Source organism: Hydrogenovibrio halophilus DSM 15072, from assembly GCF_000384235.1.
GTDB lineage: Bacteria > Pseudomonadota > Gammaproteobacteria > Thiomicrospirales > Thiomicrospiraceae > Hydrogenovibrio > Hydrogenovibrio halophilus.
In genome coordinates this window covers 577360-600247 of sequence record NZ_KB913033.1, presented here as the reverse complement: position 1 = coordinate 600247, position 22888 = coordinate 577360, and the positions used below count along the sequence as shown (strand labels likewise).

General features: G+C 57.2%; 20 protein-coding genes and 1 tRNA gene. 18 read left to right on the top strand and 3 right to left on the bottom strand.

Features of this window, described 5'->3' with window-relative positions; genetic code table 11:
* The first annotated feature begins 34 nt into the window (after positions 1 to 34).
* The 9 genes from A377_RS0102875 (at position 35) to A377_RS0102835 (ending at position 11586) form a co-directional block, all read left to right on the top strand.
* A complete protein-coding gene (locus A377_RS0102875; protein ID WP_019894646.1) occupies positions 35 to 1762 on the top strand; it encodes a glycoside hydrolase family 57 protein in 1728 nt (575 codons plus the stop codon).
* Positions 1763 to 1806: 44 nt separating this feature from the next.
* Positions 1807 to 3210, top strand: a complete 1404-nt coding sequence (gene malQ, locus A377_RS0102870) for a 4-alpha-glucanotransferase (RefSeq protein WP_019894645.1) — start codon at positions 1807 to 1809, stop codon at positions 3208 to 3210.
* Positions 3211 to 3214: 4 nt separating this feature from the next.
* Entirely contained in the window at positions 3215 to 5464 is a 2250-nt protein-coding gene (gene glgB, locus A377_RS0102865; protein WP_157760708.1) for a 1,4-alpha-glucan branching protein GlgB, read from the top strand.
* A gap of 1 nt (position 5465) precedes the next feature.
* Positions 5466 to 6941, top strand: a complete 1476-nt coding sequence (gene glgA / locus A377_RS0102860; protein WP_019894641.1) for a glycogen synthase GlgA — start codon at positions 5466 to 5468, stop codon at positions 6939 to 6941.
* A gap of 162 nt (positions 6942 to 7103) precedes the next feature.
* On the top strand, positions 7104 to 9623 hold the full coding sequence (locus A377_RS0102855; protein ID WP_019894640.1) for a glycogen/starch/alpha-glucan phosphorylase: 2520 nt from the start codon (positions 7104 to 7106) through the stop codon (positions 9621 to 9623).
* A 90-nt stretch (positions 9624 to 9713) separates the two neighbouring features.
* Entirely contained in the window at positions 9714 to 10058 is a 345-nt protein-coding gene (locus A377_RS0102850) for a DUF3392 family protein (protein ID WP_019894639.1), read from the top strand.
* Entirely contained in the window at positions 10058 to 10588 is a 531-nt protein-coding gene (locus A377_RS0102845; RefSeq protein ID WP_019894638.1) for a GreA/GreB family elongation factor, read from the top strand. The genes A377_RS0102850 and A377_RS0102845 overlap by 1 nt, the downstream gene beginning before the upstream one ends.
* Positions 10589 to 10633: 45 nt before the next feature.
* Positions 10634 to 11305: an LPP20 family lipoprotein gene (locus A377_RS0102840; protein WP_019894637.1), complete on the top strand. Its 672-nt coding sequence runs from the start codon at positions 10634 to 10636 to the stop codon at positions 11303 to 11305.
* Positions 11305 to 11586, top strand: a complete 282-nt coding sequence (locus A377_RS0102835; protein WP_019894636.1) for a hypothetical protein — start codon at positions 11305 to 11307, stop codon at positions 11584 to 11586. Before A377_RS0102840 ends, A377_RS0102835 begins: the two co-directional genes overlap by 1 nt.
* Positions 11587 to 11796: 210 nt before the next feature.
* Here A377_RS0102835 and A377_RS13085 read toward each other — a convergent pair whose 3' ends face one another.
* Positions 11797 to 11979 (bottom strand): hypothetical protein, encoded by a 183-nt coding sequence (locus tag A377_RS13085; RefSeq protein WP_157760706.1) that lies wholly within the window; start codon positions 11977 to 11979, stop codon positions 11797 to 11799.
* Between A377_RS13085 and ectA the strand changes: the two genes are divergently transcribed.
* From ectA to A377_RS0102790, 8 genes are all read left to right on the top strand, one after another.
* Positions 11969 to 12499: a diaminobutyrate acetyltransferase gene (gene ectA / locus A377_RS11690; protein WP_019894634.1), complete on the top strand. Its 531-nt coding sequence runs from the start codon at positions 11969 to 11971 to the stop codon at positions 12497 to 12499. The genes A377_RS13085 and ectA overlap by 11 nt on opposite strands.
* Positions 12500 to 12519: 20 nt before the next feature.
* Positions 12520 to 13779, top strand: a complete 1260-nt coding sequence (ectB, locus tag A377_RS0102820) for a diaminobutyrate--2-oxoglutarate transaminase (protein WP_019894633.1) — start codon at positions 12520 to 12522, stop codon at positions 13777 to 13779.
* 86 nt (positions 13780 to 13865) lie between these two features.
* Positions 13866 to 14264 carry an ectoine synthase gene (locus A377_RS0102815; RefSeq protein ID WP_019894632.1) on the top strand — a complete coding sequence of 133 codons (399 nt, stop codon included), beginning with the start codon at positions 13866 to 13868 and terminating at the stop codon, positions 14262 to 14264.
* Positions 14265 to 14357: 93 nt separating this feature from the next.
* Positions 14358 to 15803 (top strand): aspartate kinase, encoded by a 1446-nt coding sequence (locus tag A377_RS0102810; RefSeq protein ID WP_019894629.1) that lies wholly within the window; start codon positions 14358 to 14360, stop codon positions 15801 to 15803.
* Positions 15791 to 16696, top strand: coding sequence for a tetratricopeptide repeat protein (locus tag A377_RS0102805; RefSeq protein WP_157760704.1), 906 nt, complete (start codon positions 15791 to 15793; stop codon positions 16694 to 16696). Before A377_RS0102810 ends, A377_RS0102805 begins: the two co-directional genes overlap by 13 nt.
* A 178-nt stretch (positions 16697 to 16874) precedes the next feature.
* Positions 16875 to 17384 carry a thioredoxin family protein gene (locus tag A377_RS0102800; protein ID WP_019894626.1) on the top strand — a complete coding sequence of 170 codons (510 nt, stop codon included), beginning with the start codon at positions 16875 to 16877 and terminating at the stop codon, positions 17382 to 17384.
* Positions 17385 to 17396: 12 nt separating this feature from the next.
* Complete coding sequence (locus tag A377_RS0102795; protein ID WP_019894625.1) at positions 17397 to 18785, top strand: TolC family protein; 1389 nt, start codon at positions 17397 to 17399, stop codon at positions 18783 to 18785.
* A 22-nt stretch (positions 18786 to 18807) separates the two neighbouring features.
* On the top strand, positions 18808 to 19317 hold the full coding sequence (locus tag A377_RS0102790; protein WP_019894624.1) for an efflux RND transporter periplasmic adaptor subunit: 510 nt from the start codon (positions 18808 to 18810) through the stop codon (positions 19315 to 19317).
* A 31-nt stretch (positions 19318 to 19348) separates the two neighbouring features.
* Here A377_RS0102790 and A377_RS0102785 read toward each other — a convergent pair whose 3' ends face one another.
* A complete protein-coding gene (locus A377_RS0102785; protein WP_157760702.1) occupies positions 19349 to 20134 on the bottom strand; it encodes a hypothetical protein in 786 nt (261 codons plus the stop codon).
* Positions 20135 to 20163: 29 nt separating this feature from the next.
* A tRNA-Arg gene (locus A377_RS0102780) sits at positions 20164 to 20239 on the bottom strand.
* Positions 20240 to 20313: 74 nt separating this feature from the next.
* Between A377_RS0102780 and hrpB the strand changes: the two genes are divergently transcribed.
* A complete protein-coding gene (hrpB, locus tag A377_RS0102775) occupies positions 20314 to 22887 on the top strand; it encodes an ATP-dependent helicase HrpB (protein WP_019894622.1) in 2574 nt (857 codons plus the stop codon).
* Position 22888: the final 1 nt, after the last annotated feature.

Sequence of the window (22888 nt, the reverse complement as noted above, 5' to 3'; positions counted from 1 at the left end):
TGGCCACCGCCATCCGCGTAAACGGAAGAGGTTTATGAGCGAAAACAAAATCAAGCTGGTCCTGTGCTGGCACATGCACCAACCACATTACCGCGATGGCGTGAACGGCGCCTTCCGTTTGCCGTGGGTGTATCTGCACGGGATCAAGGATTATTCCGACATGGTGGCGCATCTGGAAGCCTGTCCTCAGGCACGGGTGGTGGTGAATTTTGCCCCGGTGCTGTTGGAGCAGCTCAGCGATTACGCCGACCAGATGCGGGACTGGCTCGAAAACCGGACACCGATGCAGGACGGTCTGCTCAATCTTCTGGCTGGGGCCGAGCCAATCGGTGACGAGATCAAACAGCGCTATGACATCATTCAGTCGTGTCAGAAAGCGTTTGCCCCGACCATGATTCACCCGTTTGCGCCTTTCCAGAAATTGCTGGACATGGCCAATTGCGATCAGAAAACCACGCTGGAAGAGGCGGCGTGCCTGGCCTATTTCAATGACCAGTTTTTTGTGGATCTGATGGTGTGGTATCACCTGGCCTGGATGGGGCAGAGCGTGCGCCGCAGTGACAAGCGTGTCCGGAAACTGATCGCGAAAGGCGAGGCCGGTGGCCATTTTTCCGAGGCCGACCGGGAACAGCTGATGCAGGTGATGGCCGATGTGATCGGGCAATTGATCCCGCGTTACAAGGCCTGTCAGGATCGGGGTCAGATTGAAATTTCCATGACCCCTTACGGCCATCCGATTGTGCCGTTGATGATCGATTTTCAGTCGATGCGCGATGCTCAGCCTCATGCGCCCATGCCGGTTTCACCGGTGTATCCGGACGGGTTCGAGCGTGCCAAGTGGCACATGGACAAAGGCATTGAGGTCTACCAGCATTATTTTGAACGCCGTCCCAAAGGGGTCTGGCTGTCGGAAGGGGCCATCAGTTCGGCGGCCATCGGCTTGCTGGACCATTACGAGATCGAATGGACGGCGTCTGGCGAGGGCGTCTGGCGTCATTCCTGCGAAGCTTCGCACATGGATCAGCACGATGTGGCGTCCAAAAAAGCGCTGTATCAGCCTTTGCAGCATGCAACCCAGCATTGCGCCCTGTTTTTCCGTGATGACGGCCTGTCCGATCTGATCGGTTTCCAGTACAAGGACTGGGGTCCGCAGGACGCGGCCAGCAACTTCGCCCACCATTTGCAGAACATTGCCCGCGGTCTGGGCGAAGACGTGGAAGACCATGTGGTGTCGGTGATTCTGGACGGCGAAAACGCCTGGGAATATTACCCGGACAATGCCTGGAAATTTCTGCAATGTCTGTATGACACCTTGAGCCAGCATTCATCGATCGAAATGACCACCTTTTCCGATGCGCTGGCGACGCCGATTCGGCCGCGCCACCTGTCCACGCTTAAGGCCGGGAGCTGGGTGTTCGGGTCCTTTTCCACCTGGATCGGTGAGGCCGACAAAAATGCGGCCTGGGATCTGTTGGTCGAGGCGAAAAGCGCGTATGATCAAGTCATTGCTACCGGGCGTCTGAATGAGGTTCAGGCCAAGGAAGCGGCCGAACAACTCGCCATTTGCGAAGGTTCGGACTGGTTCTGGTGGTTCGGGGATTACAACCCTTCCGACAGTGTGCGCGACTTCGACCGTTTGTACCGACGCCATCTGCGACGCCTGTATGAAGCGCTGGGTGAGCCGGTACCGGCCGCGCTGTCGCAGCCTTTGTCACAGGGCGGTGGCAACATGGCAAACGCCGGAACCATGCGTCGTAATTAAAGACCTGTGCAATTATTAACCAGGCCTGGTAAAAAAGGAGTTTTATGGCACACACGGCTTCAGAGACGGATCGGGTGCAAGACGCCAATGAGCGTCTGGGTGGGGTGTTGCTGCATCCGACCTCGCTGCCTTCGGGACGCCTGGATCACCAGGCCTGGCAGTTTGTGGACTGGCTGGAACAGGCGGGTCTGACGGTCTGGCAGGTTTTGCCGCTAAGCGAACCGGTTCAGGGGTTGTCGCCTTATCAGAGTGTGTCGGCCTTTGCACTGAATCCGGCGCTGTTGCCGCAAAACTGGGAAGCCGAGGTGGATGCGTCGGCGTTTGAGGCCTTTTGCCAGTCGCCGCCGCACTGGCTGGAGGATTATGCCCTGTTCCGCGCCCTGCGGGATGCGCATCAGCAGGCGTCCTGGGCGGACTGGCCCGTGCCTTTTCGGGATCGGGAACCGGCCGCGCTGGCGGAGTTTGCCCGCGCGCATGCCGCGGAAATCGAACAGATCAAACGCCAGCAATTTCAGCTGCGGACCCTGTGGCAGCGGCTCAAAGCCGATGCCAACGCCCGCGGGATTGAACTGTTCGGCGATGTGCCTATTTTTGTGGCCTATGACAGCGCCGATGTCTGGGCCAACCCGGATCAGTTCAAGCTGGATGCCAAAGGTCAGCCGGAAGTGGTCACAGGGGTGCCGCCGGATTACTTTTCCGAAACCGGTCAGCGTTGGGGCAACCCGCATTATGACTGGGACGTGATGGAGCAGGACGATTTTCAGTGGTGGCGTCAGCGCATGCAGGAAATGGCGCTGCTGTTTGACCGGGTGCGGATCGATCACTTTCGCGGACTGGAAGCCAGTTGGGAAATCGACGCCCACGAGGAAACGGCGATGAACGGTCATTGGGTGCTGGGACCGGGCAAGGCGTTGCTCCAGGCTGTACGCCGAGAAGTGCCGGATTTGAAACTGGTGGCCGAGGACCTGGGCATCATTACCCCGGAAGTGGTCGCGCTGAAAGAGGCGTTTGGCCTGCCGGGCATGGCGGTGTTGCAATTTGGCTTCAATGGCCTGCCGGACAACCCACATGCGCTGGCATCCCAGGTCGCGAATTCTGTGGTGTATACCGGCACTCACGACAATGACACCACCCTGGGCTGGTGGCAATCGCTGACCGACGAAGGCCAGAAACAGTGGATTCTGTCGCAGCTGGCGGAGTATTCGCCCAACATCGATGCGCAGGCCCCCATGCCCTGGCCGATCATCGACGCGGCGCTGGCCTCACCGGCTAGGCTCGCCGTGGTGCCATTGCAGGATTTTCTGGCACTGGATGCCCGCCACCGGATGAATGTGCCAGGCACGGTGGACAGCAACTGGGATTGGCAGTTTGACTGGTCGGATGTGAATGCCGAGCTGGCCGCTACCATCCGCCAGCATCTGCAGGCCGCCGACCGCACCCAAATTTAAAAGGATGACTATGACGTCACAAATGCACCTCGACCGTCTGATGACGGGCACCCATCACGACCCTTTCCTGTATCTGGGATGCCATCCGCTCACGGAATCGGCCAGACAATGGGCGGTGCGAGCCTGGTTGCCAACGGCGGAAAGCGCATCGGTGTGTCTGGAAGGGGACGAACTTGTGCCTCTGGAACGAGTGGGCAAGTCGTTTGTGTTCGAAGCCACGCTGGATGCCAAGCAAAAAGCGCGTCTGCCGGAACATTACCGCGTCCAGTGGGAGGAAGCCGGGCGTTCGTATCAGGGCATTTCCCCCTGGACTTTCTGGCCGCAGTTGGGCGAACTGGATTTGCATCTGTTTGCCGAAGGTCAGCACTGGCATCTGTATGAGCATTTGGGCTCGCAGCTAAAAACCGTGGACGGCGTGGAAGGCGTGCAGTTTGCGGTCTGGGCACCGGCTGCGGCCAGAGTTTCGGTGATTGGGGACTTCAATGGCTGGCACGGTTTGCGTCACCCGATGCGCACCAATGGCACCTCCGGTGTCTGGGAACTGTTCATTCCGGGCCTGCATCCGGGGGATCTGTACAAATTTGAAATTCGCAACTACCAGACCGGTCACTGTCTGGTCAAAACCGATCCGTTTGCCCAGGCCATGGAAATGCGCCCGGCCACCGGCTCGATGGTGTTTCAGAGTCAATATCAGTGGCAGGATAACGACTGGATGGACGCCCGGCCCGATTTTGACTGGCAGCGTGAGCCCATCAGCATTTACGAGGTGCACCTTGGTTCGTGGCAGCAGGGCGATCAAGGCGAATTTCTCAATTATCGGGAGATTGCGCACCGTCTGGCCGAGTATGTGAACTGGATGGGCTTTACCCACATCGAGCTTTTGCCGATTACCGAACACGGGCTGGACATGTCCTGGGGCTACCAGACGCATGGCTACTACGCGCCCACCAGCCGTCACGGCACCCCGGACGACTTCCGTTATTTTGTTGATGTGATGCACCGGCATGGCATCGGCATTTATCTGGACTGGGTCCCGGCGCATTTTCCCAAAGACGAATTTGCGCTGGCCCGGTTCGATGGCACCGCCCTGTTTGAGCACGAAGACCCGCGTCAGGGTGAGCATCAGGATTGGGGCACCTACATTTTCAATTACGGGCGCAATGAAGTCCGCAACTTTCTGATTGCCAATGCCCTCTACTGGCTCAAGGAATTCCATCTGGACGGCTTGCGGGTGGACGCCGTGGCCTCGATGCTGTATCTGAATTATTCGCGCGAAGAGGGCGAGTGGATTCCCAACGAACACGGCGGACCGGAAAACCTGGCCGCCATCGGTTTTATGCGCCAGCTCAACGAACAGGTGCATGCCCAGTGTCCGGGCACGGTGGTGATGGCCGAGGAATCCACTTCCTGGCCCATGGTGTCGCGCCCGACCTGGATGGGCGGACTCGGCTTTTCGATGAAATGGAACATGGGCTGGATGAACGACACCCTGGCCTATTTCGAGCAGGACCCGATTTATCGGCCCTATCATCATGATCAGCTGACGTTTACCCAGATGTATGCCTACACCGAAAATTTTGTGTTGCCGCTGTCGCATGACGAAGTGGTGCATTTGAAACACTCTCTGGTGGACAAGATGCCCGGCGACCTGTGGCAGAAAATGGCCAACCTGCGTCTGCTGCTGGCCTATCAGTTGTGCCATCCGGGCAAGAAACTGTTGTTTATGGGGTCGGAATTCGCCCAGTGGCGGGAATGGAACGAAGAAATCGGCCTGGACTGGCATTTGTGTGACCAACCCATGCACCGGGGCGTGCAGACCTTTCTCAAAGACGGTCTCAAGCTTTACCGGGATCAGACGGCATTGCATCAGAAGGATTTCGAATCCGAAGGCTTTGCCTGGATCGATTGCCACGATTACCAACAGTCCATCATCAGTTTTGAACGCAAAGCCAGTTGGGTGGACGCAGACGGCCACCATCAGAATGAGACCGTGATTTGTGTGTTCAACTTTACTCCGGTGCCGCGGGAAGGGTATCGCATCGGTCTGCCCGAGCCCGGGCGCTACGAAGAATTGATCAACAGCGACGCTGCGATGTATGGCGGCGGCAATCTGGGCAACGGCGCGGGCATTGAAACCCAGGCCGTTGAATGGATGAACCGCGCGGTGTCAGCGGAAATCACCCTGCCCCCACTGGGCGCACTGGTGCTCAAACACAGCTCAACACAAACACAAGACTCGGGAGAGACCTCGTAACATGAAAATACTGTTTGCCACCTCTGAAGCCCACCCTCTGATCAAAACGGGCGGTCTGGCCGACGTGTCGGGCAGTTTGCCCAATGCCTACGCGCATCTCAAACAGAAGGTGCGTTTGATCATGCCGGCCTATGGCGATGTGATGGAAAAGCTCGACCACGTCAAAGAGGTCGCCGATCTCACGGTCGGGGCCTGTGATCGCCAACTGCATGCTCGGATTCTCAAGGCGAAGGTCGCGGGCATTGATGTGCCGGTGTGGCTGGTGGACATTCCGGAGCTGTTCAAACGCTCCGGCAACCCTTACATGGCCGCAGACGGTGAAGACTGGTGGGACAATGGCGAACGCTTCGGCGTCTTTGCCAAGGTGGTGGCCGAAGTGGCCATGAACCGGGCCGGACTGGACTGGCAGCCGGACTGGGTGCATGCCAACGACTGGCAGACCGGATTGGTGCCGGCTTTGCTGAGTGAGGAAGTGGCTCCGCCACGGACACTGTTTACCATTCACAATATGGCCTACGCCGGTTTGTTTCCCAAGTCCCTGTTTGACAGCCTCTGGTTGCCCTGGCACTGGTGGGGCCTGCAGGGCGTGGAGTTTCACGGCCACCTTTCCATGCTCAAGGCCGGCATTGTGATGGCCGATTGGGTCAGCACCGTCAGTCCCAGTTATGCCCGCGAAATCACTTTCCCGGAATACGCTTATGGTCTGGAAGGCGTGCTGTTGCAGCGCGAACGCGAAGGGCGACTGTTGGGCATTCTCAATGGGATTGACACCACGGTTTGGAACCCGGCCACGGACCCTTTGATCAAACGCCATTATTCGGTGGAAAAAGGGCGGGTCGCCGCCAAAAAAGTCAACAAGGCGGCCATGCTTGATTTCTGGGATCTGCCCAAAGACGTGCTCGAATCCGAAGCACCGGTGATCGGTTTGGTAGGGCGTCTGGTGGCGCAGAAGGGCATCGATCTGGTGCTGGAAGTGCTTCCGGAGTTGCTGGAACAGACCGACGCCCGGTTTGTGATCGTCGGCAGCGGCGAGCGCCATTTTGAATACGCGCTGAACGAACTGGCGCACCATTACCCGGACCGAGTGATGGTGTACATCGGCTACTCGGAAAAGCTGGCGCACCGGGTGGAAGCCGGTGCGGACCTGTTTCTGATGCCTTCGCGGTTCGAACCCTGTGGCCTCAATCAGCTCTACAGTCTGGCTTATGGCACCTTGCCGGTGGTGCACGCCACCGGCGGGCTGGCCGACACGGTGGTCAATGCCACCGATGAAAATCTGGCCGAAGGCAAAGCCACCGGGTTTGTGTTTTTTGACCCCAGTCGCCATGCGCTTAAGTCCACCTTGATGCATGCGCTGTATTTGTACGGGCGCAAACGCACCTGGCAGAAACTGCAGAAAACCGCAATGCAACAGGACTACAGCTGGGAGAAGAGCGCTCAGAAATACCTGCAGCTTTTCCAAAGCGTGCCTGAATAAAGCAGGCCTGGTAAAAAACGGGTTTTCTGATCTTGAAACCGGGTCGAATGTCATCCAGCTGTCACCCACAATTCAGGCGTTTTGCGTTGCAATAAAGGTTTTAATGAATCTTGTGGCAAAACCCCAAACGACGATCATCACATTCTAATGGAGAATCGGAACATGACCGCACGACACACAGAGCAAGCTCGTCCCAATCTGACCCCGGAACAGGAACAGCGCATTGCCGAACTGCTCAAGCAGACCGGGCTGGAGGTCGAAGACATTGAAGAGGATTTTATCAATTACCTCTACAACACCTTTGGCCGCAGTATGCGTTCCGATGCCTGGTATCAATTCAATGCGCTGTCTTTCACGGTGCGCGATCGGATCATGACTCACTGGAAGCAGACCTGGCAGGCTTACCAGAGCTGCAATACCAAAAAAGCCTATTACCTGTCGATGGAGTTTCTGATCGGACGCTCCCTCTCCAACAACATGCTCAATCTCGGCATTGAAAACAAGACCGATCAGGCACTTTACAACCTGGGACTGTCGATCGAGGAAATCGAGCAGGCCGAACGGGATGCCGGGCTGGGCAACGGCGGGCTGGGCCGATTGGCGGCCTGCTTTATGGATTCCTGCGCCACGCTGAAATTGCCGGTGCTGGGCTACGGTCTGCGTTACGAATACGGCATGTTCAAGCAGCTGATTCAAAACGGTTTTCAGATCGAAGAGCCGGATCACTGGTTGGCCTATGGCTCCTATCCCTGGGAAATCCAGCGTGCCGAATACACGAGGATGGTGCGTTTCGGCGGCTACACCCGCCCTTACAAAGACCCGGAAACCGGGGAGTTCATTGTGCACTGGGAAGACGCAGAAGAAGTGCTGGCGGTGCCGTTTGACGTCCCGATTCCTGGTTTCAAGAACAACACCGTCAACACCCTGCGTTTGTGGTCGGCCTCTTCGCCCGAAGAATTCGATCTGGCCGAATTCAATCAGGGCTCTTATTTTGAAGCGGTGGCCAAAAAAAGCGAAGCCGAAAACATCACCATGGTGCTTTACCCCAATGACGCCAGCGAAAACGGCAAGGAACTGCGTTTGCGCCAGCAGTATTTTCTGGTCTCGGCCTCGTTGCAGGATGTGGTCGCCCAGTGGGTGGAGCGTAATGGGCGTGAATTCGACCGATTCCATGAACAGAATGTGTTCCAGTTGAACGACACCCACCCCAGCCTGGCGGTGGCGGAGCTGATGCGTTTGCTGGTTGACGAACATCGGTTGGATTGGGACCAGGCCTGGTCAATTGTGAGCCGTTGCATGGCCTATACCAATCACACGCTCCTGCCGGAAGCCCTGGAAAAATGGCCGGTGGCGCTGTTTGAAAAATTGCTGCCGCGTCTGCTGGAGATCATTTACGAAATCAATGCCCGCTTCCTGCGCCAGGTGGCGATGAAATGGCCGGGCGACACCGCTCGCCAGCAGCGGATGTCGATCATTGACGGCGACGATCAGGTGAGCATGGCGTATCTGGCCATTGTCGGCAGTTTTTCCGTCAATGGTGTGGCGGCACTGCATTCGCGTCTGTTGAAAGAAGGCCTGTTTCACGATTTTTACCAGCTCTGGCCGCACAAGTTCAATAACAAAACCAACGGCGTCACCCAGCGTCGCTGGATGGCCAGTGCCAATCCCGGTTTGCGTCGGTTATTGAAAGAACAGATCGGCGAAGACTGGATCACCGACCTGAGCCAGTTGGCGCAGATCGAACCGCTGGTGAAAGACAAGGCGTTTCGTCAGAACTGGATGGCGGTCAAGCGCGAAAACAAACAGCGCCTGGCGGACATGATCCAGCGCAAAACCGGCGTGACCCTGGACGTGACCAGTCTGTTCGATGTGCAGGTCAAACGGGTACACGAATACAAGCGTCAGCTGTTGAACGTGTTGCACGTGATCCATCTGTATTCACGGATCAAACGCGGCGACACCGATAACTGGACCAACCGGGCGGTGATCATCGGCGGCAAGGCGGCCCCTGGCTATGCGGTGGCCAAAAACATCATCAAACTGATCAATAATGTGGCCAGTGTGGTCAACGACGATCCGGATGTGGGCGACAAGCTCAAGCTGGTGTTTATCCCCGATTACAATGTGTCGGCCATGGAAATCATCGCGCCCGGCACCGATCTGTCCGAGCAGATTTCGACCGCCGGCAAGGAAGCCTCCGGCACCGGCAATATGAAGTTCATGATGAACGGCGCGGTGACCATCGGCACCTATGACGGGGCCAATGTGGAAATACACGATGCGGTCGGACCGGAGAATTTCTTCCTGTTCGGGCTGCGCACCGAAGAGGTCAGTGAGTTGCGTCACCACTATGACCCGCAAGGCTGCATTGATCGTGATCACGATCTGCAGGCCGTGTTCGGACTGCTGGAGTCCGGGCATTTCAGTCAGTTTGAACCGGGGCTATTCGACCAGATTCTGCAGAATCTGAAAAGCCCGCACGATCCCTGGATGACCTTGGCCGATTTCCGTGAGTATGTCGATGCCCAGGCCAATGTGGCCGAAGCCTATCAGGATCATGAGCGCTGGAACACCATGAGCATCATCAACAGCGCGCGCAGTGGCATCTTCTCGACCGACCGCACCATGCAGCAATACAACGAAGACATCTGGCATCTGACGCCGATCACGGTCAAGGATTGACCTAGCAGCTGACTGCCAGGAGTCAACACGCTTTGCGTTTGGCGGTCGGGCGGCTAAAATGGGGGCATTTGCGAAACAGACAGGTGACCCATGGAAGCAACAATCGGCTGGTTGAGCGAGCAATTGATCGCCTTTTCCCTGTGGCTGCGCCCTTATCTGGGGCAGCTGGTGTTGGCCATGGTGGCCAGTTTGCTGGTGATTTTCGGCAATGACCTGATGGCGTTGCTGAAACAGCAGCTGGGGTCTCTGGCCTGGTTTCTGAAAGTGACCCTGTTTGTGCTGTTCTGTGCCGTCGGTTTTGGCTTGCTGACCAGCTTTTTCGCGCCGCTTTTGACCGCGTTGTTGGACCAGTTGGATCGTCGCTGGCTGGGGTTGGTCGTGGTGGCGGCGTTTTATGGCATCGGCTGGCTGGCTCAGAAAAAGGGTCTGCTCTGATGGCGGCGCAATATCTGACCCTGGCCGGTTTTCAGCGGCTCAATGACGAGTTGGCTCAGCTCTGGCAGCGCAAACGGCCTCACATTGTCAAGGCGTTGCAGACGGCGGCGGCCGAAGGCGACCGTTCCGAGAACGCCGAATACATTTACCGCAAAAAAGAGCTGCGCGAAACCGATCGCAAAATCCGCCAGCTGGAGGCCGGATTGAGCCGAGCCAAGGTCGTGCGTGACAATCCCAAAGACCAGTCGCGGGTTTTTTTTGGGGCCGAGGTGACACTGACCCCGACGGACGCGAGCCATCAGGCCGGGGATGTGCGGGTGTATCGTCTGGTCGGCGGTCTGGAAGCCCGGCTGGATGCGGGTGAGATTTCGGTGGACGCGCCACTGGCCAAACGCTTGCTGGGACGGTCGTTGGGAGATGAATTGCCCCTGACGGATCATCTCGGGCAGAAGAAAAACCATGAAATCACGCGAATTCGCTATTATAATCAATCCTATCGAGATGCGGAGAAACGCGCAACGCCTGAGTAAGCTTGCGTCGCTTGTGCATTCCAACCACGCCTTCAGGAGGTCTGAATGACTGTCAAACCATTTTTGTGGATGGCACTGTCGCTGTTGCTTTTGGCCGGTTGCAGCGGCCAGGAAACCAAAGAGGCCGAAGCCGAGGCGCAGAAGGCTCAGGACCCCGTCAGTGAGCCGGTGGTGGAATCGGTGACCGTGGACCCGCAGGCCTGTGTGTATCCGGGATCGGATGTGCCGGCCCCGGGCTGGGTCTGTGACCAGCCGGTGGAAGGGTTGGCGCTGTCCACCGTGGGCATTGCCGAACCCAGTGCCGGCGGCATCAGCTTTATGAAAACGCTGGCGGCAGCCGACGGTCGGGGGCGGCTGGCGGCGCAAATGCAGGTGCAAGTCGATCAGATGGTCAAACAGTATCTGGGCAGCACCGGACGCGGTGAAAGCGAGACCATCGATGCCGTGGCCAGTGTGACCACCAAAACTCTGGTGCGTCAGGAACTGATTGGTTCGCGCGTGTATCAAACCCGCACCGGTCCAAACGGACGGCTTTATGCGCTGGTGGGTCTGGACCCGGTGAATTACGCTCAGGTGGTCGAGCAAACCGCCTTGAACTCGATGAATAAGCACCAGGCGCTCTGGCAAACCTTCAAGGCAGAGCAGAGTTTTGAAGAAATGGCATCGGATCTGGCGAATCGTTCGGTCTCCGGTGACTTGACGGTCTCGGAGGAATAATGGGCTGGATCATCAAAGACATGTACGAGGACGATTACGATTTTGAAGTGGATCGTATGAATCTGGAATCCATGGACATCACCGCGTTTTCCTGTCCCAAGCTGCGCATCATTGAGGTGCCGGTGGCCGACGACGATCTGGAAACCCTGCAACAGGTTTACGAGCTGTTGTTTCCGGGGCTGTTTGAAGACATGGAGCGCATGTTGGCCAAAGAGGGGCCAGACCCCTACAAAGTGAAGTATTATTACAAAATGCGGCAGTTCGGCGCAGACCGATTCTGATCGGACAAATGGCTGGCACCAGGCCTGGTCAAAACCGCGGATGGGGAGCGGGAGAACCGCCTCTCATCCGACCCGGTTTGGCATGGGGGCCTTGAAATCAGCGGAGGGTTCATTATAATAATGCCTACGTTCATAGCCCAAGCAGGTTACGTTATTACTTCCAACACTGTTGTTTTGACACAGTCTTCGGCGTTGTCACGCCTTCTTCAATCAGACCTTTTTCCCTTTCTGGAATGTGTTCGCCTTGCCGGTCTGACTCGGAATTTTTTCGCTTTTCTTTCTCCTGTGAGCCCCGCGCGCAGATCTGTTTTGGTCGATGGCCCCGGTGGCCGCCAGCCCGACGCGTTTGCCACTTTTTTCCAACCAACCAAAGATTGATGCCATGACTGACATTGCGATTGACTCATTAACGTTTCGCAAACCGACTCTGCAGGACGGTTATGCGATTTATGAACTGGTAAAGGCATCGCCGCCGCTGGATGTGAACTCCAGCTACCTGTATTTTCTGCAGGCGTCGCATTTTGCCGACACCTGTCTGGTGGTCGAGCACGACGGCCAGTTGCTGGGCTTTGTGTCGGCCTATTTTCAACCGGATGCCACCGACACCCTGTTTGTCTGGCAGGTGGTGGTCTCCAAAGCGGCGCGCGGGCTGGGACTGGCCAAGAAAATGTTGCGCCAGCTGGTGGTCAACCAGGCCGCTCACGGAGTCCAACGCGTGACCTGTACCATCAGCCCGTCTAACGAGGCGTCGCAAGCTCTGTTCCGCTCATTTGCCGAGCAATATGGCTGGACACTGAGCTGCGATCCGTTCATTCGCGAAGCCGATTTCGGCGGCGAAGGCCACGAGGCCGAAGATTTATACACCGTTGAGGCACCGGATCATTCGGACCTGACGAAACCCCTTTTCACTTGATCACAAAGGACACCAATACTATGTCATCACTCGAAACCTTTGATAAATACGAATCCGCCGTTCGCGGTTACATCCGCGCTTTTCCCGTGTTGTTCGACCGCTCCAAAATGGCGGAAGTCTGGGACACAGACGGCAAGCGCTACGTCGATTTTTTTGCCGGTGCCGGCGCCCTGAACTACGGTCACAACAACGATGTGATCAATCAGGCGGTGATTGAATACCTGCAGCGTGACGGCATTGGCCACGCGCTGGACATGGGCACCGTGGCCAAGCGCGATTTCATTGAAGCCTTTGTCAACAAGGTGCTTAAGCCCCGTGACCTGGACTACAAACTGCAGTTTGTCGGGCCGACCGGTACCAACGCCATTGAAACCGCACTGAAAATCGCGCGCAAGGTCAAGGGCCGCAAGCAGGTGATGTCATTCACCAACGGTTTCCACGGCATGTCCATGGGCTCGTTGAGCATCACCGGCAACCAGTATTACCACGACGCCAGCTACGGTGTGCCGGGCTATACCTATCAGGTGCCTTTCCACAAGTATCTGGGCGACAAGGTCGACACCATCGCCTATTTGCGCAAAATCATTGAAGACGATTCCAGTGGGACCGAGTTGCCGGCGGCGATTGTGCTCGAAACCATTCAGGCCGAAGGCGGCATCAATGTCTCGGGCGAGCAATGGCTGCGCGATCTGCGTCAGATCTGTGACGACTTCGACATTCTGATGATTGTGGACGACATTCAGGTCGGCAACGGCCGTTCCGGTAACTTCTTCAGCTTTGAACGTGCGGGCATTGAGCCGGACATCATCACCCTGTCCAAGTCCATTGGCGCGGGCCATCCGATGGCGATGGTGCTGCTGAAGGAAGAACTGGACAAGTGGAGTCCGGGCGAGCATACCGGGACCTTCCGTGGCAACAACTACGCGTTTGTGGCGTCTACGGCCGCGATCAACAAGTATTGGTCCGACGACAGCTTCTCGACCGAGATCAAAGAGAAAAAAGCGCCGCTGGTGGAAAAACGGATGCGTCAGATCATGGAAAAATACCCGGATCACATCATTGATGTGCGCGGTTACGGCATGATCTGGGGCTGTGAGTTCAAGGACCCGGCCAAAGCCTCCGATGCGGCCGCTCAGTGTTTCCAGGATGGTCTGATCATTGAGTCTGCGGGCGCCGACGACGAAGTGCTGAAATTCCTGGGGCCGTTGGTGATTACCGAAGACCAGATCAACGAAGGCTTTGACATTCTGGACAACGCCTTGACCAAAATCTTCAAGTAATTCGCCCTCCGACAGGAGAATTGACCAGGCCTGGTAATACAGGCTTGTGTTTTATCCGGGACACCTCTGATAACAAGGAATTGAAAATGATTGTTAAGAATTTGTATGACGATGTGATCGGCACCGACGCCGATGTGGATTCCAAACAGTGGAACAGCCGCCGTTTGCTGCTGGCTCATGAAGGCATGGGTTTTTCCGTGCACGACACCATCATCAAAGCGGGCGAAGACCTGCACCTGTGGTACAAAAACCATTTGGAAGCGGTCTATTGCATCGCCGGTGAAGGCCAGATCACCGAGAAAAAAGACGGCACCGTGCATGAAATTCGCGAAGGCACGATCTACGCGCTGAACGAGCACGATCAGCACATTCTCAGCGCCAACAAAGGCGTGGACATGCGCATGGTCTGTGTGTTCAACCCACCGGTGACCGGACGTGAAACTCACGACGAAGACGGCTCCTACAAACTGCCTGATCAGGAATGACGTAAGTCCAAAGTCACTAGGCTAGCAGCCCGGTGACTTTGGAATGAATGCCCCGTTTTCAGGGGAACCATCCAAGACAAACAGTAGAGAAACATGTCACAGACAAACACGCAAACGCTCAGTGTAGAAAAAATCGGCGGCACCTCCATGAGTGATTACGCGGCCGTGCGCGACAACATCATTCTGTTCCCTGAAGAACGTTATGGGCGGGCTTTTGTGGTGTCGGCCTATGGCGGCATCACCAACGATCTTCTGGAGCACAAAAAAACCGATCAGCCCGGCGTTTACGGGCTGTTTGCCAACGACGATGTGGACGACGATTGGCGCATTGCCCTGGATCAACTCAGCCTGAAAATGAACAAGATCAACGCCGATCTGTTTGCCAACGACGAGTTGCGCATTCAGGCCAATGCGTTCATTGACGAGCGCATTGCGGAAACCAAACAGTTGCTCAACCACCTGCAGGATCTGTGCAGCCACGGCCACTTTTCGCTGGAGAAACATTTGCTGACAGTGCGAGAGTTGCTGGCCAGTCTGGGCGAAGCTCACAGTGCCTGGAACCTGGCGCATCTGTTGCAGACCGAAGGCGTGAATGCCCGGTTTGTGGATCTGACCGGCTGGCAGGCAGACGAAACCTTGGCGCTGGACGACATGATCCGGATGCACATGGGCGAAATCGATTTTTCCAAAGAACTGCCGATCGTGACTGGCTACGCTCACTGTCAGGAAAACCTGATGCACACCTTTGACCGCGGTTACAGCGAAATGACGTTCAGCCGCATTGCGGTGATGCTGCAGGCCACGGAAGCGGTGATTCACAAGGAATACCACCTGAGCAGTGCCGATCCCACACTGGTGGGGGAGGATAATGTGGTGCCGATTGGCAAAACCAATTACGACATCGCCGATCAGCTTGCCAACCTGGGAATGGAAGCGGTGCATCCCAAAGCCGCACAGGGCCTTCGTCAGGCCCAGATTCCCCTGCGGATCAAAAACACCTTTGACCCGGCACACCACGGCACGATTTTTACCGAGGATTACGTCAGCGAATACCCGCAGGTGGAAATCATTGCCGGCATGTCGCGTCTGATTGCGCTGGAAGTGTTCGATCAGGAGATGATGGGACAGCAGGGTAAATATGAAAAGCATCTGGTGGAAGTCTGTGATCGCCTCAAAATCGATGTGGTCACCAAAGATTTCAATGCCAACACCATCACCCTGTATCTGGATTCCTCACTGAAAAAAGCCAAGCGTCTGGCCGAGCAGCTGGAGTCGGTCTATGAGACCGCCGCGATCAGCACAGCCAAGGTTTCGCTGGTCTCGGCCATGGGCAGTGACATGCGGATCAAGGGTCTGCTGGCCAAAGCGGTGCAGACGCTTTTCGATCAGGCGATCAATGTGGAAGCCATTCACCAGAATACCCGTCAGGTGGAAATGCAGTTTTTCGTCAACGAAAGCGATTACGAAAAGGCGGTCAAGGCTATGCACAGCACCCTGATTGAAGTGCACGATCACGGTAAGGCAATATGCGAACACTGATGGCGCGTTTGGGTACTTGTCTGCTGGTGCTGGTTTTCTGGGCACCGCTTGTGCAGGCGGCAACGCCACACGACAAGGAAACTCAGGACGTCGAGCAGCTGGAAAAGCCCATGTACAACCCGTTTGTCGAACGCTATGTGATGGACGAACTGCGTCAACTGCGGGTGGACATGAACGACATGCATGTGGAAATGACCAAAGAGGTGGTCAACCGCGAACTGACTGCGACCAGTCGCGCGGTCGGTTACGCCACCGATACGGTTACCTACTTCTTCTACCTGATTGCCGGGATTTCGTCGGTGTTGCTGCTGGTCGGCTGGACCTCGATTCGTGACATCAAGGTAAAAGTGCACGACATGGCCGATACCAAGGTCAGCAAAGTGATTGCCACCTACGAAGAACGGCTGAAGAAACTGGAAGAAGAATTGCAGCGCAAGTCACGCGGCATCACCAGTGCCCAGAAGCGTCTTTCCCAACATCAGGACATTCACAGTCTGTGGCTGAAAGCCGGCCAGGAACAGATTCTGAGCAATCGCATGACCATTTATGACCAGATTCTGGAAATGGACCCGGACAATGTGGAAGCCATGACCTACAAGGCCGATGCCGCGCTGGAAATGAACGAGCCGCAATGGGCCATCAATCTGTGTAATCAGGCCCTGCGCATGGACCCGGAAAACAAACACGCCTTTTATCAGCTGGCCGGTGCCTACGCCCAGCTGGACAAAGCGTCCGAGGCGATGGAGTATCTGAAAGTGGCGCTGGAAGGCACCGAAGGCTACAAGGATCAGGTCAAAAATGATCCGGTCTTTGCCGAATTGCGGGACAATGCCGAATTCCAGCAGTTGATTGCCGAGGGCGCTGACGGGACGTCAGACAAAAAAACGTCCTGACCGTGCTGTGAACGTCCCGACGTCATTGAAAGCGCAGTGTCTGCGCTTTTTTTGTGTCTGCGTGTTTTTGTTCGCAAAGGCCTCACAAAAGGGGGTTGCAAGATTTATCCATAGTTATTTTTGTCCATTTATGAAAAAATGCCCATGTTAACAGCGAATGCTTCTCGGGAGGGTTGTCATGCACAAAGCGCAGCAATGGATTTGGGGGAGTTTTCTGGCTCTCTTTCTGGTCCTGCCGGTTCAGGCACAGGACTTTTTTGATGAGACCTTTGGCGATTTGCAGGAAGAACTTGAGATTGCCAGAGAGGCCGGAAAGAAGGGCATTTTTATTTTCTTTCATATGGAAGAATGCCCGTTCTGTGACCGTATGAAAAACACCATCCTCAATCAGCCGGAAGTGATCGACTATTTCCGCGAACATTTCCTGACCTATCAGATGGACATTGAAGGGTCCAATCACATGGTCAATTTTGATGGCCGCGAAGGCACCTCTCAGGAATTGTCGGAAAAAATCTATCGGGTGCGGGCGACACCAGTGATGATTGTGTTTGACCTGGAAGGCAAGCCGCTGGTGCGGTACACCGGTCCGACCCGCAGCAAAGAAGCGTTTCTGCTGTTGGGACAGTATGTGGTGGACGGCGTCTACAAAGACATGTCGTTTACCCGTTACAAGCGTTCACAGAAGTAAAGAGGCCAGACTATGAAAGCCAGACTGCATGCCCTGAAACGTTTGTGGCGACCCGAGACATTGGCGTTGTGTGCCGCGCTCAGCTTTTTGCCTGCGCAAGCGCAAGAGGCGGGCGCGGAAAAGGCCGATGCTGACGCAGCACAGACGGGGTCGGAGAATCCTGCCGCCGCGGCGAAAGACCCCACTCCGACGCTGCCTGCTCCCTTGACGTTGTCTGCCGTCCTGTCTCTGCCGGACCGGGTGAGTCCGGCGGTGGTTCAGGCTCAGGCCCGCAAAGCACTGCGCGCCAGTCGGCGGGATGAAAGGCAGGCCGACAACGGCGTGGACGTCGGAATCGAAGGCCGCCTGGGGTGGCGCGATTATCAGAACGAAACTCAGGACCATCACCGGCTGGCTCTGCATCTGGGCAAGGAGTTGTACGATTTCGGCCGCACGGAGCAGGCGGCTTTGGCCGAGGATACCCTGATGGGAGCCGAGGATCTGCGTTATCAGGATCGTTTGTGGCAATTTCGGGTTCGGGCGATGAAAGCCTACTTCGACATCATTCTGGCCGATTTCCAGTATCGGATTGACAACGAAGCCATGGCCGTTGCCTACATCGATTTTGACAAGGCCCGCGATCGCCATGAATTGAGTCGGATTTCGGACGTGGAATTTCTGCGACTGGAAGCCGAGTACGAGAAAGTGTTGACCCGGCGAACCCGCTCCGAATACGAGCAGCGGCGCACGCGCGAACACCTCGCCAATCTCGCCGGTCAGCCGGGGCAATTGCCGGACAAGGTGCGGATGCCGGAACTGGCGTTTCTGGCGGAACGTTCCCTGAAAAGTCTTGAAGCGTATCAGCAGGCCGCAGTGGAAGACAATCTGGAAATCCGACGCCTGCGTACCGAAATCGAGGCATTGCAGCACCGTTTGCAGAGCGAATCGGCGGCCGATACCCCGACCTTCCGGGCCGATGCCTGGGGCGGTAAGCTGTCCAGCTACCCGGACGAGCGTCACGGCAACTGGGAGTTCGGGTTGTCGATGCACTATCCCTTGTACGATGGCGGCACCCGAAAAGCACGGATGCAATCGGTTCGGGCCGAAATCAAATCATTGCAGGCAGAGCGCCGTTTGACGGAACAGACGCTGCGTGATCAGGTGGCAGAGGTGTATTTCGACTTGCAGCTGGCGAAGGCGCAGGCCCGACAGAATGAGCGCTACAGCGATTACGCCGAATTGTATTTCGAGTTCAGTCGCGGCATGTACGAAAACGAAATGCAGACCGATCTGGGGGATTCGATGGTGAAGCTGTCGCAATCCACGTACAACATTATGCGCCAGCGGTTTGAAGAAACGCTGGACTGGGCACGGCTCGATCATCTGACCGGTCAATCACTGGCCGTCAGTCAGTATCAATAAGGATTCACTAAAGGACGTTGCGATGAAAACAATGGGATGGAAAACAGTTGTGACATTGGGGTTGTGCTGGCTGAGCTTGAATGCGGGCGCCGCCCAGACCATTCAGATCGGCGCACTGGTCACCGGTCAGGTGGAGGAAGTGCTGGTCGCAGAAGGCGATACGGTCGAAAAGGGCCAGCTGTTGCTGCGCATTGATCATCCGCCTTTCTGGGCCAAGCTGGAAGGGGCCAAGGCGCAAGCGGCGGCGGCCAAGGCCCGTTTCGACGACGCCAAAATCGAACTGGAGCAGGCGCTGGATCTGTTCGACCGGACCGTCACCGCCAAGCGCACACTGGACGCCGCTCAGGTGGCGCATGATGTGGCCGAACAGAGCTACCTGAAAGCCCGGGCCGATGTGCGCTATTATCAGGGCTGGGCGGGGTATTATCGGGTCAAGGCTCCGGTGGACGCCACCGTCAGTGCGATCAAAACCCCGGTCGGGGCCACGGTGTTCAAGGAACACACGCCCATGCTGGAACTGACGCGGGATTAAGCGGGTCAGGACCGGTTTTCTCTGGTTTACACTATGGCGTCCTCTGCCGGAATTGGTAGACGGGGCGCAGTTCGCCTTCAAACCAGTAGCGGGCGCTGAGGCGTTTGGCCTGCGGATTGAGATCAAAGTCCCGTCCCAGAGGCTGCCCGGATTCGGGGTGCGTCAGCGTCAGTTCTGTCTGTGACCAGTTTAGTGTTTCCTGCAGGTGCATGGGGTAGTAGCCATTGAAAAATTTGCGCATGTAAGGACCGCGTCTGAGCTGCCAGCGCCGGTCATCAATGGCCACCAGGGTCTGGCTCTGGCCTTGAATGCAGACGCTGGCACCGCGGCTCACCGCTTGCAAAATCACGCTGGCCGACTGGGTCTGGGTGCGACCAATGCCCTGTGTGTGCGTGACTTCCAGCGCCCGTGTGGTCTCGCTGTTGTAAACCACTTCGATTTTATTGATGGCGTCCAGTTGATGATGGCACTGCTCAAACCTCACCCAGCCGTTGCGCAACGAATCCGACGTCACGGTCAGCCGATTGACCAGATAATAGGACGCATCGGGCACCGCCTCGGGTTTCAACCATTTGATCTGGTGGTTTTCAAAGCGGGTGGGGAAGTCGTCCTCTGCCGATTGTGAGGCGTCCGGGTCCGCTGTGTCGGCCAGGTCCGGGCGCGGCCCTTCTCCTTCCAGCCAGGCCCGTTCCGCCGGGGTCAGGTCCGACAGGTCGTCGCTGAATTCGATCTCGGCCAGAACCGCGTTGGCAGGGGTCAGGCACATCAGTGCGATCAGAGGAGAGAGCCATCGGTGGCAACGGAATAATGGGGGCATGACGCGCGCCTTTGCAAAGAAGGAGAGAATGGTGTGCCATGCTGGACTCGAACCAGCAGCTCGGGCTTAGGAGGCCCGGGATTTATCCTGTTAATCGAATGGCACCAACGCTTGCGAATGCACTACACTTGCTATTATGCAAATTTCTACCCCAAAATCCACCAGGCCTGGTGGTTTCCATGGCCTGTGTCGGCGTACACACGGAGTGCGACGCCATGATTGAGCGCACGTCTTGTGACACGACATGGGATGCGTCGCTGCCGATTGCGGCGCAGTTGCCGGAGATCGATGCCGCCCTGACCCGGGGCGACAATGTGGTGCTGCAGGCCGATCCGGGTGCCGGTAAATCCACTGCGGTACCGAGTTATCTCCTGTCGAGAGACTGGCTGGCCGGCCAGAAAATCCTGATGCTGGAACCGCGTCGGCTGGCGGTCAAATCCCTGGCGACTTATCTGGCCCGCTGCCATCAGCAGCCAGTGGGGCAGAGCATCGGTTATCAAGTGCGTCACGAACGCCGGATCAGTCAGGCCACGCGCCTGGAAATCCTGACCGAGGGTATTCTGACCCGGCGGTTACAGTCCGACCCGGAACTGGCCGGGATCGGTCTGGTGATTTTTGACGAGTTTCATGAGCGCTCTTTGCATGCGGATCTGGCGCTGACACTGTTGTTGGAGGTGCAGAGCGCTTTGCGCCCGGACCTGCGGATTCTGGTGATGTCGGCGACGCTGGCGGCGGAATCCATGGCCCAATGGCTGGGCGCTTACCAGCAACCCGTCTCCATCAGTCAGGCCAGTGGTCGCCAGTTTCCGGTGGCCACGCATTACCTGTCTTCGTCCCATTCCCCGCATTCGGATTGGTTGCCACAGGTGCCGGCACTGATCCGACGGGCACTCACGGACTCCGATGGGGATGTGCTGGTGTTTTTGCCGGGAGAAGGCGCGATTCACCGTCTGACAGGGCGGCTGAACGAGATGCTTGCGCACGAACCGCACATCCGGATTCGCGCGCTGTATGGGCGTTTGCCTCCGGCGGAACAGTCGGCGGCGATTGCGCCCTGTCCGGCCGGGGAGCGCAAAGTGGTGCTCGCAACCAATATTGCCGAAACCAGTCTGACCATTGAAGGCATTACCGCCGTGGTCGACAGTGGCTGGCAAAAACAGATGCTGTACGATCCCAATACCGGCCTCGATCACCTGCAGACCCAATGCCTTTCTCAAGCCTCGGCGGAGCAGCGCCGCGGCCGTGCTGGACGCCTGCAAGCCGGTCATTGCTACCGCCTCTGGCGAGAAGCCGATCAGGCGCGTCTTTCTGCTTCGGATGCGCCGGAAATTCAGCGGGTGGATTTGTCGCGCCTGTGTCTGGAACTGGCGCAATGGGGCGTGGTGGATCCAGCCGAATTGCACTGGCTGACCCCACCACCGGCCGGGCATTTTGCGGCCGCACAACGTCATTTGCAGGATTGGGACTTGTTGGATACGAAAGGGGCCATGACTGAGTGGGGACAAAAAGCGCTCAAGCTGCCCGTGTCTCCCAGGCTGGCAGCGATGCTGTTGCGGGCACCGGCATCGCAACAGGCGCTGGCGGCGTCACTGGCGGCGTTTTTGACCGAAGGTCTGGCCGCGCAAAGTGCGAAACGTGGCGATGTGGATTTTCTGACCCACTGGACCGGCTGGCATCAGAGTGAGGTGGCAGGGCATCCGGCCCACAGGCGTTGGCAAAAAACGACAATGGCGTTGCGTTCGGCGCTGGGTTTATCCCGTCAGGCGTCATCGGATGACCCCGGCGACCGCGAAGCGCTGTCGGCTTTGCTGGCTCTGGCCTATCCCGAACGTGTGGCCCGGCGGATGACGCCCGATGGGACCGGCTATCAATTGGCGCAAGGGGGACGGGCAAGCCTGCCGGAAAATGCGCCACTGCGCAATGCCGAATGGCTGGTCGCTGCGGAAATCGCGGGCGAATCCGGGCGCATGCGTCTGGCTGTGTCGGTGACCGAGTCGGCGTTGAGAGCGGTTCTGGACGAGGCCTTTCGCACCCGGACGGTTTATCGGTTTGATGCCGGGGCGGAGCGGGTCCGGGCGTATGAAGAGGAGCGGCTGGGGGCGATTGTTTTGCGTCAGCAGCCTTTGGCGCAAGCGCACTGGTCGGTTGAAAAGTGCCAGGCCTGCTTGCTGCAGGCCCTGCAAAAACAGCCCGAATTATTGCGTTGGCCCGACAAGGCGCAGGCCTGGTTGGATCGGGTGCGCTGGCTCAGTCATTACCGTGACGGCTTTGCCGGGTTTGAAGCTGAGCCCCTGATGCAGACGCTGGACCAGTGGCTGGCCCCGTTTCTGGGGGACACAAAGGATTTGAAAAACTTGGCACGGCTGGACTGGGTATCGATCTGGCAGACGCAACTGGGCTATGACGCCAGCCGGCAATTGGCCGCATTGGCTCCGCCTGTGTTTGAACCGCCTGCCGGGCGTGCGGTACCGATTGGCTACGACCCCAGTGCCCAGTCGCCACCGACGGTCTCGGTGCCTTTGCAGGCATTGTTCGGGATGCGCGAGGCCCCGCGTCTGGCAGGAGGGCAGGTGGCTTTGCGTTTTGAACTGCTGTCACCGGCGCGTCGGCCGATTCAGGTGACTTCGGATCTGGCAGGCTTCTGGCAGAGCTCTTATCACGAGGTGGCCAAAGAGATGCGGGGACGTTATCCCAAGCATCGCTGGCCGGAAGATCCGATGCAGGCGCTGCCGGGCCGTTCGATCAAACGTTAGT

Coding starts and splice junctions, on each gene's coding strand:
- A377_RS0102790 (WP_019894624.1), top strand. CDS start 18,808: ATGAAAACAATGGGATGGAAAACAGTTGTGACATTGGGGTTGTGCTGG.
- A377_RS0102815 (WP_019894632.1), top strand. CDS start 13,866: ATGATTGTTAAGAATTTGTATGACGATGTGATCGGCACCGACGCCGAT.
- A377_RS0102840 (WP_019894637.1), top strand. CDS start 10,634: ATGACTGTCAAACCATTTTTGTGGATGGCACTGTCGCTGTTGCTTTTG.
- A377_RS0102785 (WP_157760702.1), bottom strand. CDS start 20,134: ATGCCCCCATTATTCCGTTGCCACCGATGGCTCTCTCCTCTGATCGCA.
- ectA (WP_019894634.1), top strand. CDS start 11,969: ATGACTGACATTGCGATTGACTCATTAACGTTTCGCAAACCGACTCTG.
- A377_RS0102795 (WP_019894625.1), top strand. CDS start 17,397: ATGAAAGCCAGACTGCATGCCCTGAAACGTTTGTGGCGACCCGAGACA.
- A377_RS0102875 (WP_019894646.1), top strand. CDS start 35: ATGAGCGAAAACAAAATCAAGCTGGTCCTGTGCTGGCACATGCACCAA.
- A377_RS0102805 (WP_157760704.1), top strand. CDS start 15,791: ATGCGAACACTGATGGCGCGTTTGGGTACTTGTCTGCTGGTGCTGGTT.
- malQ (WP_019894645.1), top strand. CDS start 1,807: ATGGCACACACGGCTTCAGAGACGGATCGGGTGCAAGACGCCAATGAG.
- A377_RS0102835 (WP_019894636.1), top strand. CDS start 11,305: ATGGGCTGGATCATCAAAGACATGTACGAGGACGATTACGATTTTGAA.
- ectB (WP_019894633.1), top strand. CDS start 12,520: ATGTCATCACTCGAAACCTTTGATAAATACGAATCCGCCGTTCGCGGT.
- glgA (WP_019894641.1), top strand. CDS start 5,466: ATGAAAATACTGTTTGCCACCTCTGAAGCCCACCCTCTGATCAAAACG.
- glgB (WP_157760708.1), top strand. CDS start 3,215: ATGACTATGACGTCACAAATGCACCTCGACCGTCTGATGACGGGCACC.
- A377_RS13085 (WP_157760706.1), bottom strand. CDS start 11,979: ATGTCAGTCATGGCATCAATCTTTGGTTGGTTGGAAAAAAGTGGCAAA.
- A377_RS0102850 (WP_019894639.1), top strand. CDS start 9,714: ATGGAAGCAACAATCGGCTGGTTGAGCGAGCAATTGATCGCCTTTTCC.
- A377_RS0102810 (WP_019894629.1), top strand. CDS start 14,358: ATGTCACAGACAAACACGCAAACGCTCAGTGTAGAAAAAATCGGCGGC.
- A377_RS0102855 (WP_019894640.1), top strand. CDS start 7,104: ATGACCGCACGACACACAGAGCAAGCTCGTCCCAATCTGACCCCGGAA.
- A377_RS0102845 (WP_019894638.1), top strand. CDS start 10,058: ATGGCGGCGCAATATCTGACCCTGGCCGGTTTTCAGCGGCTCAATGAC.
- A377_RS0102800 (WP_019894626.1), top strand. CDS start 16,875: ATGCACAAAGCGCAGCAATGGATTTGGGGGAGTTTTCTGGCTCTCTTT.
- hrpB (WP_019894622.1), top strand. CDS start 20,314: ATGGCCTGTGTCGGCGTACACACGGAGTGCGACGCCATGATTGAGCGC.